At 61.3% G+C, this 18,487-nt stretch carries 16 protein-coding genes and 1 tRNA gene; 8 read left to right on the forward strand and 9 right to left on the reverse strand.

The features are described from left to right. Positions 1-516: 516 nt before the first annotated feature. The 3 genes from msrQ to MN188_RS10440 all read right to left on the reverse strand — a co-directional run bounded on the left by msrQ (position 517) and on the right by MN188_RS10440 (position 3,619). The gene (gene msrQ, locus MN188_RS10430; protein WP_242108963.1) at positions 517-1,113 is read right to left on the reverse strand and encodes a protein-methionine-sulfoxide reductase heme-binding subunit MsrQ; all 597 of its coding nucleotides are present in this window, start codon (positions 1,111-1,113) and stop codon (positions 517-519) included. A gap of 3 nt (positions 1,114-1,116) precedes the next feature. Further along, entirely contained in the window at positions 1,117-2,025 is a 909-nt protein-coding gene (gene msrP, locus MN188_RS10435) for a protein-methionine-sulfoxide reductase catalytic subunit MsrP (protein WP_242108966.1), read from the reverse strand. A gap of 100 nt (positions 2,026-2,125) precedes the next feature. After that, complete coding sequence (locus MN188_RS10440) at positions 2,126-3,619, reverse strand: FMN-binding glutamate synthase family protein (RefSeq protein WP_242108968.1); 1,494 nt, start codon at positions 3,617-3,619, stop codon at positions 2,126-2,128. 313 nt (positions 3,620-3,932) lie between these two features. Here MN188_RS10440 and MN188_RS10445 point away from each other — a divergent pair, with 313 nt between their 5' ends. Then, the gene (locus tag MN188_RS10445; protein ID WP_242108970.1) at positions 3,933-5,873 is read left to right on the forward strand and encodes a calcium-binding protein; all 1,941 of its coding nucleotides are present in this window, start codon (positions 3,933-3,935) and stop codon (positions 5,871-5,873) included. A 19-nt stretch (positions 5,874-5,892) separates the two neighbouring features. Here the strand turns inward: MN188_RS10445 and MN188_RS10450 are convergent, their stop codons facing one another. Continuing rightward, a complete protein-coding gene (locus tag MN188_RS10450; RefSeq protein ID WP_242108972.1) occupies positions 5,893-6,351 on the reverse strand; it encodes an Mpo1 family 2-hydroxy fatty acid dioxygenase in 459 nt (152 codons plus the stop codon). 88 nt (positions 6,352-6,439) lie between these two features. Beyond that, positions 6,440-9,055 carry an ATP-dependent chaperone ClpB gene (clpB, locus tag MN188_RS10455; protein WP_242108973.1) on the reverse strand — a complete coding sequence of 872 codons (2,616 nt, stop codon included), beginning with the start codon at positions 9,053-9,055 and terminating at the stop codon, positions 6,440-6,442. Positions 9,056-9,241: 186 nt separating this feature from the next. Here clpB and MN188_RS10460 point away from each other — a divergent pair, with 186 nt between their 5' ends. Both MN188_RS10460 and pyrF read left to right on the forward strand, forming a co-directional pair. Further along, the gene (locus tag MN188_RS10460; protein WP_242108974.1) at positions 9,242-9,514 is read left to right on the forward strand and encodes a hypothetical protein; all 273 of its coding nucleotides are present in this window, start codon (positions 9,242-9,244) and stop codon (positions 9,512-9,514) included. Between the two features lie 54 nt (positions 9,515-9,568). Continuing rightward, the gene (pyrF, locus tag MN188_RS10465; protein ID WP_242108975.1) at positions 9,569-10,273 is read left to right on the forward strand and encodes an orotidine-5'-phosphate decarboxylase; all 705 of its coding nucleotides are present in this window, start codon (positions 9,569-9,571) and stop codon (positions 10,271-10,273) included. Between the two features lie 206 nt (positions 10,274-10,479). Here the strand turns inward: pyrF and MN188_RS10470 are convergent, their stop codons facing one another. After that, positions 10,480-10,749, reverse strand: coding sequence for an NfeD family protein (locus MN188_RS10470; protein ID WP_242109484.1), 270 nt, complete (start codon positions 10,747-10,749; stop codon positions 10,480-10,482). Then, positions 10,749-11,645, reverse strand: coding sequence for an SPFH domain-containing protein (locus tag MN188_RS10475; protein ID WP_242108976.1), 897 nt, complete (start codon positions 11,643-11,645; stop codon positions 10,749-10,751). The genes MN188_RS10470 and MN188_RS10475 overlap by 1 nt, the downstream gene beginning before the upstream one ends. A gap of 125 nt (positions 11,646-11,770) precedes the next feature. Here MN188_RS10475 and MN188_RS10480 point away from each other — a divergent pair, with 125 nt between their 5' ends. Further along, the gene (locus MN188_RS10480) at positions 11,771-13,024 is read left to right on the forward strand and encodes a DNA polymerase IV (protein ID WP_242108977.1); all 1,254 of its coding nucleotides are present in this window, start codon (positions 11,771-11,773) and stop codon (positions 13,022-13,024) included. 41 nt (positions 13,025-13,065) lie between these two features. Here the strand turns inward: MN188_RS10480 and MN188_RS10485 are convergent, their stop codons facing one another. Then, positions 13,066-13,926, reverse strand: coding sequence for an N-formylglutamate amidohydrolase (locus MN188_RS10485; protein ID WP_242108978.1), 861 nt, complete (start codon positions 13,924-13,926; stop codon positions 13,066-13,068). Positions 13,927-14,073: 147 nt separating this feature from the next. Between MN188_RS10485 and MN188_RS10490 the strand changes: the two genes are divergently transcribed. The 3 genes from MN188_RS10490 (at position 14,074) to MN188_RS10500 (ending at position 16,239) form a co-directional block, all read left to right on the forward strand. Further along, a tRNA-Val gene (locus MN188_RS10490) sits at positions 14,074-14,148 on the forward strand. Positions 14,149-14,219: 71 nt separating this feature from the next. Beyond that, on the forward strand, positions 14,220-14,345 hold the full coding sequence (gene ykgO / locus MN188_RS10495) for a type B 50S ribosomal protein L36 (protein WP_005850168.1): 126 nt from the start codon (positions 14,220-14,222) through the stop codon (positions 14,343-14,345). A gap of 181 nt (positions 14,346-14,526) precedes the next feature. Continuing rightward, complete coding sequence (locus MN188_RS10500) at positions 14,527-16,239, forward strand: PHA/PHB synthase family protein (RefSeq protein WP_242108979.1); 1,713 nt, start codon at positions 14,527-14,529, stop codon at positions 16,237-16,239. 52 nt (positions 16,240-16,291) lie between these two features. On the opposite strand, the gene MN188_RS10505 is transcribed toward MN188_RS10500, so the two are convergent. Then, on the reverse strand, positions 16,292-17,512 hold the full coding sequence (locus MN188_RS10505) for a phenylacetate--CoA ligase family protein (protein WP_242108980.1): 1,221 nt from the start codon (positions 17,510-17,512) through the stop codon (positions 16,292-16,294). 145 nt (positions 17,513-17,657) lie between these two features. Between MN188_RS10505 and MN188_RS10510 the strand changes: the two genes are divergently transcribed. Beyond that, on the forward strand, positions 17,658-18,470 hold the full coding sequence (locus MN188_RS10510) for a hypothetical protein (RefSeq protein ID WP_242108981.1): 813 nt from the start codon (positions 17,658-17,660) through the stop codon (positions 18,468-18,470). Positions 18,471-18,487: the final 17 nt, after the last annotated feature.

Raw genomic sequence — 18,487 nt, forward strand, 5'->3', positions numbered from 1 at the left:
TGCAGTTGTTTGTTCATCGAAATAAACCAAACCGCCCACATATCTCTTCAGATATCATCAATGTCAAAGAACGTGGAGACAACATAAACTGAGATGCGCCGTAAGATTCAGCGCGCCCCGCCTGTATCATCTCCGATATTCGTCTGCGTCTCGTTGCCGGTGCGTTTCCGCTGTGGCCCGTCTGGCGCCCCGTTGCTGCGTTGCCGCCGCTTCGGTGAGGGGGTGTTTAGGCCGCAGCTTCCGGGGCCGCAAGTGCTTTTTTTCACAAAGGTGCGTTTTTTTGCGCATCCCCCGTTTTTTTGAGGAAAAAGAGCAGGTTGCGAAAGGAAACAACCGAAACACGTCCGCTGTCGCAACAAAATTTGCCGGTTTCCGGGCGGTGAACCAAGCCCGAATGCTGCGGTGCAGAGTTATCCACAGGGATTGCTGTCGGAAAACCATCTTTCGGGCGACTCGAAGCAAGAATCAAAGCGAGTCGGGCACCGCTCTCAGCCGTCACAGCCCACAAAACGGCCCTCAGGCCCGCGCCAGGGTCCGGCGCGGGGTCAGACGCAGGGCCAGAAGGCCAAGGATAACGCCCAGATAGATCAGCGGCTCCACCTGCCAGCCTTTGACCAGCATCACAAAATGCACGGCCCCCAACACGGCCGCCGGATAGACCAGCTTGTGCAGCTTGCGCCAGCGCGCGCCCAGTTTGCGCACCGACCAATTGTTCGACGTCACCGCCAAGGGGGCCAAAAGCACGAACCCGACCATCCCGATGGTGATATAGGGACGTTTCAGAATGTCGGCCCAGATCTGCGCCAATATCTGCACATCCAGCACCAGCCAGACCAGCAGGTGGCACGCGATATAGTAGAAGGTCAGCACCCCAATCGCGCGGCGAAACCGCATCAGGTTCAGCCCGGCGAACCGTCTGAGCGGCGTGACCGCGAGGCCCAGGATCAGCGCCTGAAGCCCCAGTTCGCCCAGTTCGTGCTCCAAGGCCTTGATCGGCTCGACCCCCAGCCCCCCGGTGAAGCCCTGATACAGAAGCCAAAGCGGCGGGGTGAGGCCGACAAAGTAGACAAGCCAGATCGGGATCTTGCGCAGAAAGTGGTTGAGAATGTTCATCGCTCAGAAGTTCTTGCTCAGGTCCATGCCGTCATAAAGGTGCGCGACCTCGTCGCCATAACCGTTGAACATGAGCGTGTCCTGCTTCTTGGAAAACAGCCCACCACCGATCTTGCGTTCGGTGGCCTGTGACCATCGCGGATGGCTGACGCGCGGGTTCACGTTGGAATAGAACCCGTATTCGCGCGGGTTTTGCATGTTCCAGGTGGCTTCGGGCTGCTTGTCCGTCAGGCTGATGCGCACAATCGATTTGATCGACTTGAACCCGTATTTCCACGGCACAACCAGACGCATCGGCGCGCCGTTCTGGTTCGGCAGGTCCTCGCCATAAATTCCCGTGGCCATCAGGGTCAGCGGGTGCATCGCTTCGTCCAGCCGCAGCCCTTCGCGGTACGGCCAATCCAGAATGGCGCGTTTCTGCCCCGGCATTTCCTCGGGCCGCACCAGCGTTTCGAAATAGACGTATTTGGCGGACGACTGCACGCCCACGCGGTTCAACAGCTGGGACAGCTGGAACCCGTTCCAGGGGATCACCATCGACCAGGCCTCGACACAGCGGAAGCGATAGATCCGTTCTTCGATGTCCACACCGCCCAGGATGTCGGCCAGGTCATAGTTGCCCGGATTGTCCACCAGGCCGTCGATCTTCACCGACCACGGGTCGGTCGTCAGCGTATGCGCATTGCGCGCCGGGTCTTCCTTGCCAGTGCCAAACTCATAGAAGTTGTTGTAGGCGGTGATTTCCTTGAGCGTGTTGGGCGCCTCATCCGTCGAATACTGCCCGGCGCCGAAGGACGGCCCGGCAATTGCCCCCAGGCCAAGGCCGCCAAGACCCACCATCAGTTGCCGCCGGTTCAGGTAATCCGCCTTCGGCGTGATGTCGGCGTATTTCAGATCGGTCTTGAAACCCATGTCAGAGCGTCCTTTTGCTTTGTCCTGATCCTGACCTAAGCCAGCATCCGATCAAAGCCAAAGCACATGATCTCACGAAGGTGTTGGTGCGCTGTAACAATTACCCTTCGGGACGGGGGGAGTAGCTGGGGAACAGCTCGTTCATCGGGATCGAGTGGCCGTCCGATTGCACCAACCGCACGTGTCGCCGCCGCATCTGGCGCGGCTCGGCCACGCCGACGGAATGCGCGATGGTCTCGACCTCATGGGTGATGCAATCGGCATAGGCCGCGACCTTTTCGAACTTGGTCTCCGGCACCAGACCCTTGTGCAACGCCGGGTCATGGGTGGTGATCCCTGTGGGGCAGGTGTTCTTGTTGCACTTCAGCGCCTGGATGCAGCCCAGGCTGAACATGAACCCGCGCGCATTGGTCACGAAATCCGCGCCCGCGCACAGCGCCCAGGCCACGTCGCCGGGATTGACCAGCTTGCCCGAGGCCACCAGCCGGATCCGGTCGTGCAGCCCGCGCTGATCGCGCAGATCGCAGATCAGCGGCAGGCTTTCGCGGATCGGCATGCCGACCAGGTCGATCAGAGGCATCGGTGCCGCGCCCGTGCCGCCTTCGCCACCATCAATGGTGATGAAGTCCGGCGCGCAGGCCTCCCCGCGATGCGAAATCAGATCGAACAGCTCGGCAAACGGCTCAACTGCGCCGACAACGGTCTTGAAACCCACCGGCTTGCCCGTCACCTCGCGGATATGCCCGATCGTGTCCAGAAGGGTGCCCCAATCGTCGATCTCTTCGTGCCGGTTGGGTGACATGCTGGCCTGACCCTCCGGGATACCCCGGATCGCCGCGATCTCGGCGTTGACCTTCGCGGCGGGCAGGATGCCGCCCTTGCCGGGCTTGGCGCCCTGTGCCAGCTTCAACTCGAACATCTTTACCTGATTGTGCGCCGCGACCTCGCGCAGCTTGTCATCGGACAGCTTACCGTCCGCATCGCGCACACCATATTTCGCCGTGCCGATTTGATAGACTATGTCGGCACCCCCTTTCAGGTGCCAGGGGGACAGCCCACCTTCGCCGGTGTTCATCCAGATCCCTGCCTTCCTCGCGCCCATACTCAGCGCCACAACCGCAGGCTGGGACAGCGCGCCATAGGACATGCCGGACAGGTTGAAGATGCTTTTCGCCTCGAACGGCACCCGCGCACCGGCGCCGATCACCAGTGGCGCAGTGCTGGCATATTGATTGTCCAGCGGCGGAAAGGCCGCGTTCACGAAGATCGGCGTGCCAACCACGTTCAGGTTGCGGGTGGACCCGAAGGCGACCGTGTTACCGTGCCCGCTTGCCGCCCGCTCGACCCAATCGCGTTGCGCACGGTTGAATGGCAGCTCTTCGCGGTCCATCGCAAAGAAGTACTGGCGGAAGAACTCGCCCAAGGCGGTGAAGAGGTGCCGAAACCGCCCGATGACAGGATAGTTGCGCCGCACCGCATCCCCAGTTTGAAGCCTGTCGATCAGATAAAGCACGATCACCAGCGCCAAGAAGAAACCTACGGCAAAGACCAGCACAAGTGCCAGAACCTCAAGCACCCAAATCATCGATTCCATTGCGCCCTCCTTCTTTTCTTCAACCTGTCGCAAGCTGCGATCTGAAGCCAGCCCCAGCACCTTTTTACGTGAAAGCGCGGGGTTTATTGTTCGCGAATTCAACCCAGTAATCGCAACATACACGTGATCGTTTTCGCATTGCCACCAAATGCACAACTCACGGATGTGCAAGCAAGAAATGTGTTGAAAATGTGTCAGGCCTCTGTCCACAATGTGGAAAAATATAAAAAGACAAAGTCATTCGAGAGGCATTCCTATCGCGCATCCGGACCCCGTCCGGTCCCGTATTGAGACGCACCATTAGGAATTTGCCATGCCCACGCTGCTTGCGACAATCAACACCCGTCCTGACACCGAGATCTTTGCCAACCTCGTGGCCTTGGTCGATGCCAATACCGGCGCGAACCTGTCCGGCGCGCTGTCCGGTGGCGCGGGTCTTTCGGCCTTCATCCCAACCGACGCGGCGATGATTGCAGCAGCCCAGAGCATGGGTTTCACCGGCAGCGATGAAGCGGGTGCGCAGGCGTATCTGATCGAGTCTGCCACCCTGTTGGGTCAAGGCGATCCCTGGGCGGTTCTGGCGGGCCTTCTGGCCTATCACATCACCGGCGACGCGCCGGGGGCTGCTATGACCACGCTGTCGGGCGCGTCGCTGTCGCTGGTAGGCGGAGTTTTGACTGACAATGACCCGGACACGGCGGACGCAGGCATTCTTGAGACGGCCCCGGCCGACAACGGCACCTTCAACCTGGTTGATGGTGTGCTGGTTCCCGAGGACGTATTCGCCTCGAACGGAGCGGCAGATGTGCAAGTCGTGGTGGGCGCCGACAATGCGGACAACATCGCAACGGGCAATGACGACGATTTCGTGAACGGAAATGGCGGCTCGGACAACATCACGACAAATGGCGGTGACGACACCGTGCTGGGTGAAGGCGGGAACGACACGATCTCGACCGGCGGCGGAAACGACTTCGTGTCCGGCGGCACCGGGCACGACGTGATAGACGGCGGCAACAACAACGATACGCTGTTTGGGGACAATGGCGACGACACGATCCTGGGTGGTGAAGGCGCGGACACGATTGACGGCGGCAACGACGATGACACCTTGTCCGGCGGCGATGGCGGCGACGACATCCAGGGCGGCAATGGCGAAGACGTCCTGAACGGCGATGGCGGCAGCGACACCTTATCGGGTGACGCGGGCAACGACACCCTGAACGGCGGGTCCGGCATGGACACCCTGAACGGCGGCGAAGGGAATGACATGCTGGCCGGCGGCTCGGGTAACGACACCTTCGTGTTTGCCGGGAATGTCGGCTCGGACACGATCACCGATTTCTCGGATGGCTCCGACGTGATCGACGTCTCGGCGCTTGGTATATTCACGACCAATCAGCTGGTCTTCACCCAGATCGGCGGCGACGTGGTGATCGGGTTTGGCAATGGCAAACAAGTGACCGTACTGGGCATCGACGCGGGCGACCTGGACGCCAGCGACTTTGTGCTGGATACCCCCCCGCCGGTCGTGGGCACGGGCAGCGCGGATGTGCTGCACCTGACCGGTGGCGACGACACGGTGGATGCGGGCGACGGGTCCGACAAGGTCTATGGCTATGACGGCAACGACGACATCACAGCTGGCGCGGGCGAAGATTATGTCGATGGCGGCGAAGGCAATGACGTGATCGACGCGGGATCCGGCAAGGACCAGGTCAAAGGCGGGGCTGGCAACGACACGATCTTCGGCATGGCCTCGAACGACCTTCTGTTCGGCCAGGACGGCAATGACATGATCAACGGCGGCGCCAACAACGACCGCATCTATGGTGGCAACGGAGGCGACACGCTGATCGGTGAGCACGGCAATGACAAGATCTGGGGCGACGCTGGGTCCGACACCCTGATCGGCGGGGCTGGCAAGGACGTGATGGACGGCGGATCGGGCAATGACATCCTGATCGGCGGCAAGGGCGACGACAAGATGACCGGCGGCTCCGGCGCTGACGTGTTCGTCTTCGAAGACGACCGCACCCGCGCCGACACGATCATGGATTTCCAGGACGGCACCGATCTTCTGGACGTCGTCGGTCTGGGCATCACCGATGTGAGCGAGCTCAACATGGCCCAGGTTGGTGCCGATGTGGTCATAACCCTGTCGGATCGCGATGTGATCACGCTGAAGGGTGTGGACATGGGCGACCTGGACAACAGCGATTTCATCCTCGCAGACCCGCTGCTGCTGGGTTAAGAAATCGGCGCTGGGGGTTTCAGACCGGGATCCCCAGCCGCCTGTAGACAAAGCTGAGAAGCCATGCAGGCCCGATCAGCAGGAATTGTACATCCTTCAGGAACGACGGCTTCTTGCCCTCGACCATGTGCCCCCAGAACTGCCCGATCCAGGCCAGCACGAAGATCAACGCGGCCACCTGCCACAGCGGCCAGGGCGATGTGGCTTCGATCGTGTGGATGATCCAGTATCCCATCACCAGATAGCCCAACATGCCAATTGCCAGCGTGGGCGACAGGATCACGTAGTAGATCAACGCCAACACCATCACGAGGGTCAGCCAGTTCAACCCAGCTATACCTCCCGGCATGGGCAGTGCATAAAGCCCGGCCATCACGGTCCAGACGATGACGGGCACGCAGACCCAATGCACCACCTTGTTCACGGGGTTCTGGTGGCTTTCGCCGTATTCCTCCAGCAATGCGTCGATACGTTTCATCTGGCCCTCCCGGTTCGCCGGGGTAGCCTACGCAAACGCGCGGCCAAGCTCCTAGCCTGACCGCGCGTCATTTTGGTTTAGCGATGGATCAGTGCACCACCGCGTCATCGGGGGCTGGGCGGTTGGTGTTGCCAACCCGGTCGCCGATGATCAGCCCTTCGGCCCCCGCGCTGACCGCGATCGTGTCGCCGTCCATCACGTCACCCGACAGCAACATCTCGGCCAACCGGTCTTGCACCGCGCGCTGGATCACGCGCTTCAAAGGTCGGGCGCCGAATACCGGGTCATAGCCTTCGTCGGCCAGCCACTTACGGGCATCCGCGTCCATCTCCAACCCGATCCCACGGCGCGACAGCCGTTTGACCAACAGGCCAAGCTGGATATCCACGATCCCGTCCATATCCGGGCGCGAGAGGCGATCGAAGATGATCGTCTCATCCAGACGGTTCAGGAATTCGGGCCGGAAATGTGCCCGAACCGCGTCCATCACGTCGCGCTTGGCGGCGGAACTGTCGGCCTCCTCGGGCAGCTGGCTCAGCGCCTGCGCGCCCAGGTTCGAGGTCAGGATGATCAGCGTCTGCTTGAAGTCCACCGTGCGGCCCTGACCATCGGTCAGCACGCCGTCATCCAGCACCTGAAGCAGCACGTTGAACACATCCGGGTGCGCCTTTTCGACCTCGTCAAACAGCACGACCTGATAAGGCCGGCGCCGCACTGCTTCGGTCAGCACGCCCCCCTCGTCATAGCCCACATAGCCCGGAGGCGCGCCGATCAGACGGGCGACCGCGTGCTTCTCCATGAACTCGGACATGTCGATACGAACCATCGCGCTGTCGTCATCGAACAGGAACTCGGCCACGGCCTTGGTCAGCTCGGTCTTGCCAACGCCGGTCGGGCCCAGGAACAGGAAACTGCCCAAGGGTCGGTTTTCGTCGTTCAGACCCGCGCGCGCCCGGCGCACGGCGTTCGAGACCGCAGTCACCGCAGAGCGTTGCCCGATCACGCGACGACCCAGCTCGTCCTCCATGCGCAAAAGCTTTTCACGCTCGCCTTCCAGCATTTTCGAGGTCGGGATACCGGTCCAGCGTTCGACCACATGGGCGATCTGTTCCGGGCGCACGGCCTCTTCGACCATCGCTTCGGCCTCGGCGCTTTCGGCCTCGTCCAGCTTTTTCTCAAGCTCGGGAATGATGCCGTAAGACAGCTCGCCCGCCTTGGCCAGGTTGCCTTCGCGCTTGGCAATGTCCAACTCGGCGCGGGCGCGGTCCAGATGCTCTTTGAGGTCGCGCGCGCCTTCCAGCTTATCGCGCTCGGCCTGCCACTTGGCGGTCAGGCTGCCAGATTTTTCCTGCAACTCGGCCAGTTCCAGCTCCAGCTTCTCAAGCCGGTCTTTCGACGCCTTGTCATCTTCGGCGCGCAGCGCTTCGGCCTCGATCTGCATTTGCAGGATCTGCCGATCCAGCGCGTCCAGTTCCTCGGGCTTTGAATCCACCTCCATGCGCAGGCGGCTGGCGGCCTCATCCATAAGGTCAATCGCCTTGTCGGGCAGGAACCGGTCGGTGATGTACCGGTGGCTGAGCGTGGACGCCGCCACCAAGGCCGAGTCGCTGATCCGCACCCCGTGGTGCAGTTCGTACTTCTCCTTGATGCCCCGCAGGATCGAGATCGTATCTTCCACGGTGGGCTCTTCGACCATCACCGGCTGGAACCGGCGGGCCAGGGCCGCGTCTTTCTCCACATACTTGCGGTATTCATCCAGCGTCGTGGCGCCCACACAGTGCAATTCACCGCGCGCAAGGGCGGGTTTGATCAGGTTGGCCGCGTCCATCGCGCCATCGCCTTTGCCCGCGCCAACCAGCGTGTGCATTTCATCAATGAACAGGATGATTTCGCCGGCCGCATCGGTGACTTCGTTCAGGACCGACTTCAGCCGCTCTTCGAATTCACCGCGGTATTTCGCACCGGCAATCAAGGCCCCCATGTCCAACGCCAGAAGCTTCTTGTTCTTCAGGCTTTCAGGCACGTCGCCGTTGATGATGCGCAGGGCCAGACCTTCGGCGATTGCGGTTTTACCCACGCCGGGTTCACCGATCAGAACCGGGTTGTTCTTGGTGCGGCGCGACAGAACCTGCATGGCACGGCGGATTTCTTCGTCACGGCCGATGATCGGGTCGATCTTGCCCTGTTCGGCCGCCTCGGTCAGGTCCATCGCGTATTTCGACAGCGCCTCATACGTGTCCTCGGCCGACGCGCTATCTGCCGTGCGCCCCTTACGCACGTCATTGATCGCGGCGTTCAGCTTCTTGGCGTCAACGGCACCGGCATCCAGCGCCTCTTGCGCCTTGGATTTCACAACCGCCAGCGCGGTCAGGAGCCGTTCAACCGGCACGAAGCTGTCGCCCGCTTTCTTGGCCAGCTTTTCAGCCTCGTCGATCACCCGACCGGTGGCATTGTCCATGTAAATCTGGCTGGCATCGCCGGTGACCTTCGGGGTCTTGGCGATGATCGCGTCCACCGCATCGGTCACGCGCTTGGGCTCCCCGCCCGCCTTACGGATCAGGTTCGCGGCCATGCCGTCTTCGTCATCCATAAGGGCCTTGAGCAGATGCTCGGGGGCAAGGCGCTGATGATTTTCGCGCATTGCGATCGTCTGTGCGGCTTGCATGAAACCACGCGACCGCTCGGTGAATTTTTCCAAATTCATCTCTCTCTCCTTCTACAAGCGCCCATCTCCTGGAATGCCCGCCCGGCGGCACATCCCTGTTTCGGGCCTTGAAAGATAGATGGGGTCACGCGCCAAGGGGATCAAGTGGGGGGAGAATGCCGCGATACTTCACCTTTCGGAACGGCGTGTGCGGGGCGAAAGTTTGGCCAGAGTAAAGGGTGCCCCATGCGTGTCACGAATATCGAAGTTTCCGGCCTGCATTTTGACGGTGTCGCCCATGTTGGTCATGTGTCGATGAAGATTTGCGCATCGAACCGATCGGACAACAGCCTCCACTTTCTGTGCCGGGTAAATCAGCCCGAGGATTGTCCTTCAACCCTTGTGCTGTACGATCTGATCACCGACGCCTTGCGGCAGGCCCGACGCATGCCCGGGTTCCGCAATGGCGAAGAAGAGATCAAGGTCGACCTCTCCCAGGCGAAAATCGCTGCGGCTTGACCTTTCGCGATGCGTGGCCCACATCCGGACAACCGCATTCTAAGGAGCCGCCCCATGCCCACATTGCCCGACGACCGCTTGATCGTAGCCCTTGACGTTCCCAACGCACTCGAAGGTCTGCAACTTGCCGACACGCTGGGCGATGCGGTGAGTTTCTACAAGATCGGGCTGGGCATGTTGACCGGCGGCGGACTTGCCCTTGCCAATGAGCTGAAGTCCGAGCGAGGCAAACGTATTTTCCTGGATATGAAACTGTTCGACATCGGCAACACGGTCGAAGCGGCGGTGCGTGGATTGGCGCAGTTCGACCTGGACTTCCTGACCGTGCATGGCGACCCGCACGTGGTGCGCGCGGCGCAGGAAGGCAAAGGCGGAAAGGACATGAAGATCCTGGCGGTGACGATCCTGACGTCGCTGGATCGCAATGATCTGGATGCGTCGCTGATCAAACCCGGCAACGTACAGGACCTGGTGCTGGAACGCGCCGCCATCGCGCTGTCGACCGGGGCGGATGGCGTCATCGCCTCGCCGCAAGAGGCCGCATTGATCCGCGCCTTGCCCGAGGCCGAGGGCAAGCTGATCGTGACGCCCGGCGTGCGCCCGGCGGGGACCGCGCTTGGCGACCAGAAACGGGTCGCAACGCCTGCGCAGGCCATCGCAGACGGGGTGGATCACATCGTGGTGGGGCGCCCGATCCGAAACGCCGCAGACCCACGGGCTGCGGCCGAAGCGGTTCTGGCCGAACTCAAGTCGACATAGACGCGGCGCCAACCCGCTGGATCGCCTCCGCATCAGACGGCTACGCCGTCCTCTTCGGAGTCGACCGGCGCTCACTGCGTTCGCGCATGACAAAGGGGGCCTCGCTTGCGCGCGGCCCCCTTGCCATGTGTCGACGCCTCCCCTCCTCGGAGTGGGGAGGGTGGGCGGGAACTTCGAGGAGGGGAGGCGTTCCGACCTCTACCCCTTCAGTTCTCGTTGATATCAGTGTCCCAGGTTTTCACCTGTCCCTTGCGCACGCCAAAGGCCTGCCGCATCACGATCCAGGCGATCAGCGACACGACCGCAAAACCGACAAGCAGCCACGGCAGTGTCAGACCCAAACCCAGCGCCATCAACCCACCCACAACGGCGGCTCCGATCGCGAAGCCCAGGAAAATGAAACCGGGGGCGAAAATCTCAAGGATGGCCAGCACCAGCGCTCCGGCAACCCACACCCACCAGATATCCCACATCATCACGACGGTTTTCCTTTCAACATGTTGAAGGCGTCCCCAAAGGCGTCCAGCGCATTCGCGGGCACAATCACGGTCGACTTGCCTTCACCAACCCCGACAGCGGTCAGGGCTTCAACCTGCTTCAGGGCAACCTGATACTGCGCCGCTTCAATGCCGTTTTCCTTGATCGCCTTGGCCACGACCTCGGTTGCATACGCCTCGGCGTCCGCGGAAATCCGGCGCGCTTTGGCAATCTGCTCGGCGGCATAAAGCTCAGCATCCGCGTTCAGTTCAACCGCCCGTTTCGACCCTTCGGCCTCGGTCACCTGTGCGCGGCGTGCCCGCTCGGCGTTCAACTGCTGCAACATCGCCTCGCGCGTTGCCTGATCCAGATTCACGTCCAAAATCTCGGCACGGGTGACCTCGATCCCCCAGTCATCAACAGCATCCGCCACCTGCTGCTTGATCTTGTCGATCAATTGCTGGCGGTTCGACTGAACCTCGTCCAGGTCCATTTCGCCGATCCCGGCCCGCACGATGCCTGCCACGGTGGTTGCAATCGCTGCGTCTACGTCACGGATCCGATACACAGTCTTTTCCGGCTCAAGGATCCGATAAAACACCGAGGTTTCGACCTGCACCAAAACGTTGTCTTTGGTGATCGCGTCCTGCGAAGCAGTCGGCAACTGGCGCTCAAGGATCGACACCTTGTGGCGCACCCGGTCCAGGAACGGAACGATGAAGTTGATCCCCGGGCCCAAAACCTTTTGCAACCGACCAAAGCGTTCGACCACGTACTTTTCCGACTGCGGCACGATGCGCACACCCAGAAAGATGCTGACGATAATGAAGACGGCCAGCAAAAGCAGCACGATATCTGCGCCCAAAAGCTGCCCCAGAAGGTCCGATTTGTCCATGATAACTCCTGTCCACTCTTTTTGTTCAATGCAGACGATATGGGGGCAAACCCCAACGTTTTCAAGCAAAACGCGCACCGCGCTTTGCCGTGGAACCCGCCCGGACACTGGTTTATCCTGCCTCCATGCCCGCCCTGTGCAAAGATTGCCTGACCACGTTCGAGACCGGTCGCCGCTGCCCGGCCTGCCGCAGCCCGCGGGTGCTTTCGCACCCCGAGCTGTTCGACCTGTCGATCGCGCATATGGATTGCGATGCTTTTTATGCCAGCGTGGAAAAACGCGACAATCCCGACCTTGCCGACAAGCCGGTGATCATCGGCGGCGGCAAGCGCGGCGTGGTCTCCACCGCCTGCTATGTCGCGCGCATTCGCGGGGTGAAATCGGCGATGCCGATGTTCCAGGCGCTGAAACTGTGCCCGGAGGCCGTGGTGATCAAACCACGCGGATCGCATTATGCAGCCGTGTCAAAACAGATCCGCGCGCTGATGGATGAGCTCTCCCCCGCGATCGAACCGCTGTCGCTGGACGAGGCTTTCATCGACATGACCGGGACCGAGAAACTGCACGGGCAGCCCCCGGCGGTAATGCTGGCCGGGCTGGTGAAACGCATGGATGAGGAGCTGGGCCTGACCGGGTCAATCGGCCTGTCGCACAACAAATTTCTTGCCAAGGTCGCCTCGGATCTCGACAAGCCGCGCGGCTTTTCGGTGATCGGCAAGGCCGAGACCGCTGACTTTCTGCGTGACAAACCGGTGCGGATGATCTGGGGCGTGGGCCCGGCGATGCAGGCGTCATTGGAGAAGGCTGGGATCCGGACCTTCACCGACCTGTTGCGCTGGGATCGTCAGGACCTGCACGCACGGTTTGGTGGCATGGGCGACAGGCTGTGGCACCTGGCCCGAGGCCAGGACCGGCGTCGCGTGTCGTCGCATGAACCGATGAAATCGATTTCGAACGAAACCACTTTTTTCGAGGACACCGCCGACCCGGACATTCTGGACGGCCACCTGTGGCGATTGTCAGAGAAGGTCTCGGACCGGGCCAAGGCCAAGGACATGGCAGGTCGCGTGGTCACGGTAAAACTGAAACGCGCGAACCATTCGGCCCTGTCGCGGCGGGTCAGCCTGCCAGACACGACTCAATCCGCCGACCGCATCTACCGCACCGCGCGTGACCTGTTCGACCTTGTGGCCCGCGAAGGACCCTTTCGCCTGATCGGAGTTGGGATCAGCGACCTTGGTCCAGCCACCGGTTCCGATCTGTCCGGTGACCTGTTGGATCCGGGTGCAGCGCAACGGCGCCGTGCCGAACAGGCCACCGACGCCATCCGCGCCCGATATGGTGACGGGGCAATCCTCAAAGGTCGTTCCATCCGCTAACTTGCGGCACACGGTAATATCCGGGCCAGCGGAGGGAGGCACTATTCGGCGGCGAGGGGAAGCTTGGACCGGCCTATATCTGCCACCTCGGATATGATCTCGGTCAGGATCGCCTGAAGATGGGAAAAGTTGCCGTTCGGGCGGATCTTTCGCTCGTTCATGTACAATGAACGGTCTATCTCGATCTGCACCACGTGCTGCCCGCGCGACGGGCGGCCATAGTGCTGCACCATGTAAGCACCGGCAAACGGTGCGTTGCGCGCCACGGAAAACCCGGCCGCGGCAAACGCCGCTTCGATCCGGTCCACGATCTCTGCGCTGGCCGAGGATCCGAATCGGTCGCCCAAGACGACCTCTGGTTTGCGGCGCTGATTTCGGCATAGGTTGTCGATCGCTTCGTGCGGCATCGAGTGGCAATCGATCAGGATCGCCTCACCAAATAAAGCGAGGCTGCCGTCCAGAAGCTCCTGAAGTTTTCGGTGATACGGATGCCAGTGGTCTGTCAGCCGCCCTTGCGCTTCGCCCAAGGTCAGTTTGCCACGATAAATCTCTCGCCCACCCGCCACCACGCGGGGAATCACTCCAAGCCCAGAGGCGACGCGTGGATTCTGTCCGGTTTTGCGCAACCCTTTGATCAGGGCGGGATCCAGGTCCTCCGCCGCGCGGTTCATGTCCACGAAGGCCCGCGGAGCATTTGCGGCCAGAAACGGTGCGCCATAGTCCGGCGCTGCAGCATAGAGGCGGTCCACGAAGGCGTCCTCGGACGACCGGATCGCGCATTCATCCAGAACCGACCGCCGGGTAAACGACCACGGATAATCCCGCCCGCTGTGTGGCGACGCAAAGACCACGCTGGTCGTCCGGGTGGACGGCATGGTTAGCGTATAGGGCGTTTTCGGCATCCGTGTTCCTTCCGCCTTCATATTAGTGCAAATTTCCCGCATCAAAAGCCCTTGAACACCCGGGCGACTCCTTTTATAGACCAGCGGACCGGCGCGGGTCTTCCCGCGTCGTGTGCGTTTGGGTTCGTCAGCCCAATCGGAAATTCCGGGCGATTAGCTCAGCGGTAGAGCACTTCGTTGACATCGAAGGGGTCACTGGTTCGATCCCAGTATCGCCCACCATGAACCGTCGGCCTGGCCGGCAAAACAGAACTCTAGGCGCAACCGCAGCGCCGCGTTGAAGGAGAAGGACCATGAAAGTCCGCAACTCGCTCCGCTCGCTGAAAAATCGCCATCGCGATTGCCGCGTTGTGCGCCGTAAAGGCCGTGTCTACGTCATCAACAAGACGCAGCGCCGGTTTAAAGCCCGCCAGGGCTAAGGTCATCAGACCTTTCACCGAGCTTTTCATTGAAATGGCCCGCAGGGAAACCTGGCGGGCCTTTTCTTTTGCGTCCACCCGATCGCCCTGCGGCAATCTGCGCAGGGTATTTCTGTTCAATTTCATCGTTTTGCCACATAGTTACGGTCAAATTCTGCAACTGCACAATACTCGGTGAGCCATGTCGGACGAATCCAAAACCCCGCACCCCTATGAAACGCTGGATCGCGTCACCCGCGCGATGACAGCCCGTATGACCGGGGGGCAATCCCCGAATGCGGCGATGGCGGCCTGGGCCGATTGGTTCACCCACATGGCCCGCGCCCCTGGTCGGCAACTGGAGTTGTTAGAACATGCGCGCGAAAACGCGATGAAACTAGCGACCGAAGCAGTAAACGGCGATGCTTTCACCGCTGCGCCCGACGACCATCGCTTTGCCCACGCGGCCTGGAATACCCTGCCCCTATCGCTGTGGAAGCAAAGCTTCCTTGCCACCGAGGACTGGTGGGACGCCGCCACACAGCCCGTGCGCGGCGCGCGTGCGGCGAATATCAACCGGGTGAATTTCATGACCCACCAGGCGCTGGATGCGCTGTCCCCCAGCAACATCCCCGCCCTGAACCCGAACGTGATCGAGGAAACCGCGACGCAGGGTGGTGCCAACCTTACAAAGGGCGCGCAACTTTTGGCGCGGGACCTGCAACTTCAGATGACCGGTGAATGCCCCGAATGCCCGACGGATTTCGAGGTGGGGCGCAACATCGCCTGCACCCCTGGCGAGGTGGTGTATAGAAACGAGCTGTTCGAGCTGATCCAATACGCCCCCAGCACAGACAAGGTGCAGGCAGAACCGATCCTGATCGTTCCCGCCTGGATCATGAAATACTACATTCTCGACCTTAGCCCCGAGAACTCTCTGATCGCTTGGTTGGTTGGTCAGGGCTTCACGGTTTTTGCCATATCTTGGGTCAACCCGACCGATGAGCTGCGTGAATCGTCGATGGATGATTACCGCCGCAAGGGCGTGATGGCCGCCTTGGACGCGATCGGAAAGATCGTGCCGGAACAGAAGATCCACGCCACCGGCTATTGTCTGGGTGGCACGATCCTGTCGATCGCAGCCGCCACGATGGCGCGTGAGAAAGACGACCGTCTGGCGTCGATCACACTTTTGGCCGCACAGACCGATTTCACCGAAGCCGGAGAGTTGATGCTGTTCCTTGACGAAAGCCAGGTGGCCTTCCTTGAGGACATGATGTGGGACCAGGGGATTCTGCAAAGCGACCAGATGGCGTCCGCCTTCCGCTCTCTGCGCGCCCGTGACCTGGTTTGGGGCCGGATGCTCGACCGCTATCTGCTGGGGCAGGAGGACGCCCAGGCCGACATCGTCACCTGGAACGCCGACGCCACCCGAATGCCTTATCGCATGCATTCGGAATACCTGCGCAGCCTGTTTTTGGAAAACCGCCTGACCGCCGGACGCTTCGCGGTGGATGGCAAGGTCATCGCGTTGAAAGATATCGACGCGCCCTTCTTCGTGCTGGGCACGGAAAAGGACCACATCGCACCGTGGAAATCGGTCTATAAGGCCACTTTGTTCACCGAGGGCGACCTGCGGTTCTGCCTGACCTCGGGCGGCCACAACGGTGGCATTCTATCAGAACCGGGTCACAAACACCGGCATTACCGGTTGGGCCATCGCAGGCCAGGGGTGAACTACATGGACCCCGACAGCTGGGTCACAAAGCACGACCCGGTTGAAGGCAGCTGGTGGCAGGCTTGGCGGGACTGGCTGAAGACCCACTCCAGCGGGGAGGCGAAACCGCCGAAGATGGGCGCTAAATCCCTGCCCCCACTTGCCCCGGCCCCCGGCACCTATGTGATGCAGAAATAGAAAAACCCCGCGCCTTTCGGCCACGGGGCTTTTCCGGGAGGCAACCCTTGCGTCAGTCGTAACTGCGCGTGTCTTCGATGACCTTGCCGTCATTGGGCAGGCTGCCCTTGGCGACCAGTTCAACCTTGCCCTTCAGCTTCAGCGTCTCGGCAATGGAGCCTGCATAAGCGGCCGGGTCGGTCGCATCGGTTTCAACCTGCACCACCATCACGTCGCTTTCCCCTTCGCGGGCGGCGATGACGCGGGCGCGGGTCACGTCGTCATGTTTGGCGACAAAAGCGGCGACCTGTTCGGGGCGTACGAACATGCCCTTGATCTTGGTAGTCTGATCGGCGCGGCCCATCCAGCCTTTGATGCGCATGTTGGTCCGACCACAGGGGCTTTCCCCCGGCAGAACAGCGGACAGATCGCCTGTGGCGAAACGGATCAGCGGATAATCGGGGTTCAACGTGGTGACCACGACTTCGCCCACCTCGCCCGGCGCGACCGGATCACCGGTGCCGGGGCGCACGATTTCGACGATCACGTGTTCGTCGATGATCATCCCCTCCATAGCCGGGCTTTCATAAGCGATGTTGCCCAGATCGGCGGTGGCATAGCTTTGCAGGCAGGTGATGCCGCGATCAGCGTATTCTTGGCGCAACGACGGGAACAATGCGCCCCCGCCGACGGCGGCCTTGGTGATCTTCAGCTTCACACCATCGGCATCGGCGCGGTCCAGGATGATCTTCAGATAATCCGGCGTGCCGGCATAGGCGGTGGTGCCGATGTCAGCGGCCGCGCGGACCTGAAGCTCGGTCTGGCCGACCCCGGCCGGCACAACGGCGGCGCCCACGGCACGCGCACCGTTTTCAAAGATCATGCCGGCGGGTGTCAGGTGATAACCGAAACAGTTCTGGACAATGTCGCCTTCGCCAATGCCACAGGCCTTCAGAAACCGGCCCATGCGCCACCAATCGTGGCCCACGCCACCGGGTTCATAGATCGGGCCCGGGCTTTGAAAGATGTGCGCGAACTTGTGCGTCGGCAGGGCCGCATAGCCCCCCAGCGGGCCATCTTCGGCTTGCGCCGCGCCGATCTCGGACTTGCGCAGAACCGGCAGCGATGCGAGTGCTTCCGCCGACGTCACTGCCGAAGGGTCGACATCGGTAAGGCTGGCCGCGTATCCTGCAAGGGTCTTTGCGCGCGCGATTTGTCCCGGAAGGGACGTGGCCAAATCCGCCGCGCGTTCGTCGGACGAGCGGGTCTCCAACGTGTCAAAATACTGGGACATGAACAAAACCCTTTCGTGACTGGCGTGGCAAGAATGCGGCAGTTACCCGCAATCCCGCCGTATGCATTTGTATACTGCGTAGTGTTTCGAGTATCTTTCGCCGCAACGCAGAATATTTCTGCGACGGTGAAAGGACAGGTGCGTCATGACGCTCGATATGGCCCAGCGTATCCGCTTCGACGACGAAGCGCAGATCATGGAGGTCGATTTTTCGAACCTCAGGCTGACCAGTTCGGCGGATGTGAACGCCGTTTTCGACCAGATCGAAGAGCTGATCGACGCGACCGGTGAGGAGAAGTGGTTTTTTCTGGTGAACTTCGCCGGCGAACGCGTCGACCCTGCCGCCTGGTTCACCTACACCCGTCGCGGCAAGGCGCTGCACAAGGCACACAGCCAGGGCGCGGTCCGGTATGATGAAAGCGACGACACGCGGCGCGAGATCGCGCGCACCCAAGGCACCGAGAACTACAACCCGAACCTGTTTGCCGACCGCGACAACGCGCTTGTGCGGCTGAAGGATTTCAAGACCCAGCGACGCGCCAAACTGGACCGCACGCCGCAATACACGGCCCAGGACATCCTGGCGCGGCTGAATTTCGTCGAGGATGACGAGATCATGGAGGTCGATTTCTCGAACCTCGTCTTCCGCCATTCCGGCGACGTCGATCTGGTCTATGACACGATCGAGGATGCGATCATCGCGACCGGGCGCAAGTGGTTCTTTCTGGTGAATTACGAAGCAAGCCGCATCCACAACGCGGCCTGGGTCAGCTATGCCCGCCGCGGCAAGCACCTGAACCTGTCCTTTGCGCTGGGGTCCGTGCGTTACGCCCCGGGCTCTGAGACCGAGGAAACCATCCGTATGCGGGCCGAAAGCCAGGGCTTCCGTCCGAACGTCCGCAACACCCGCGAAGAAGCGCTTGAACGCATCGACGAGATGAAGCGGGAGACTGCGTAGCCCGTTTCCGGTCGCAT

The organism is Aliiroseovarius subalbicans (assembly GCF_022678625.1).
GTDB lineage: Bacteria > Pseudomonadota > Alphaproteobacteria > Rhodobacterales > Rhodobacteraceae > Aliiroseovarius_A > Aliiroseovarius_A subalbicans.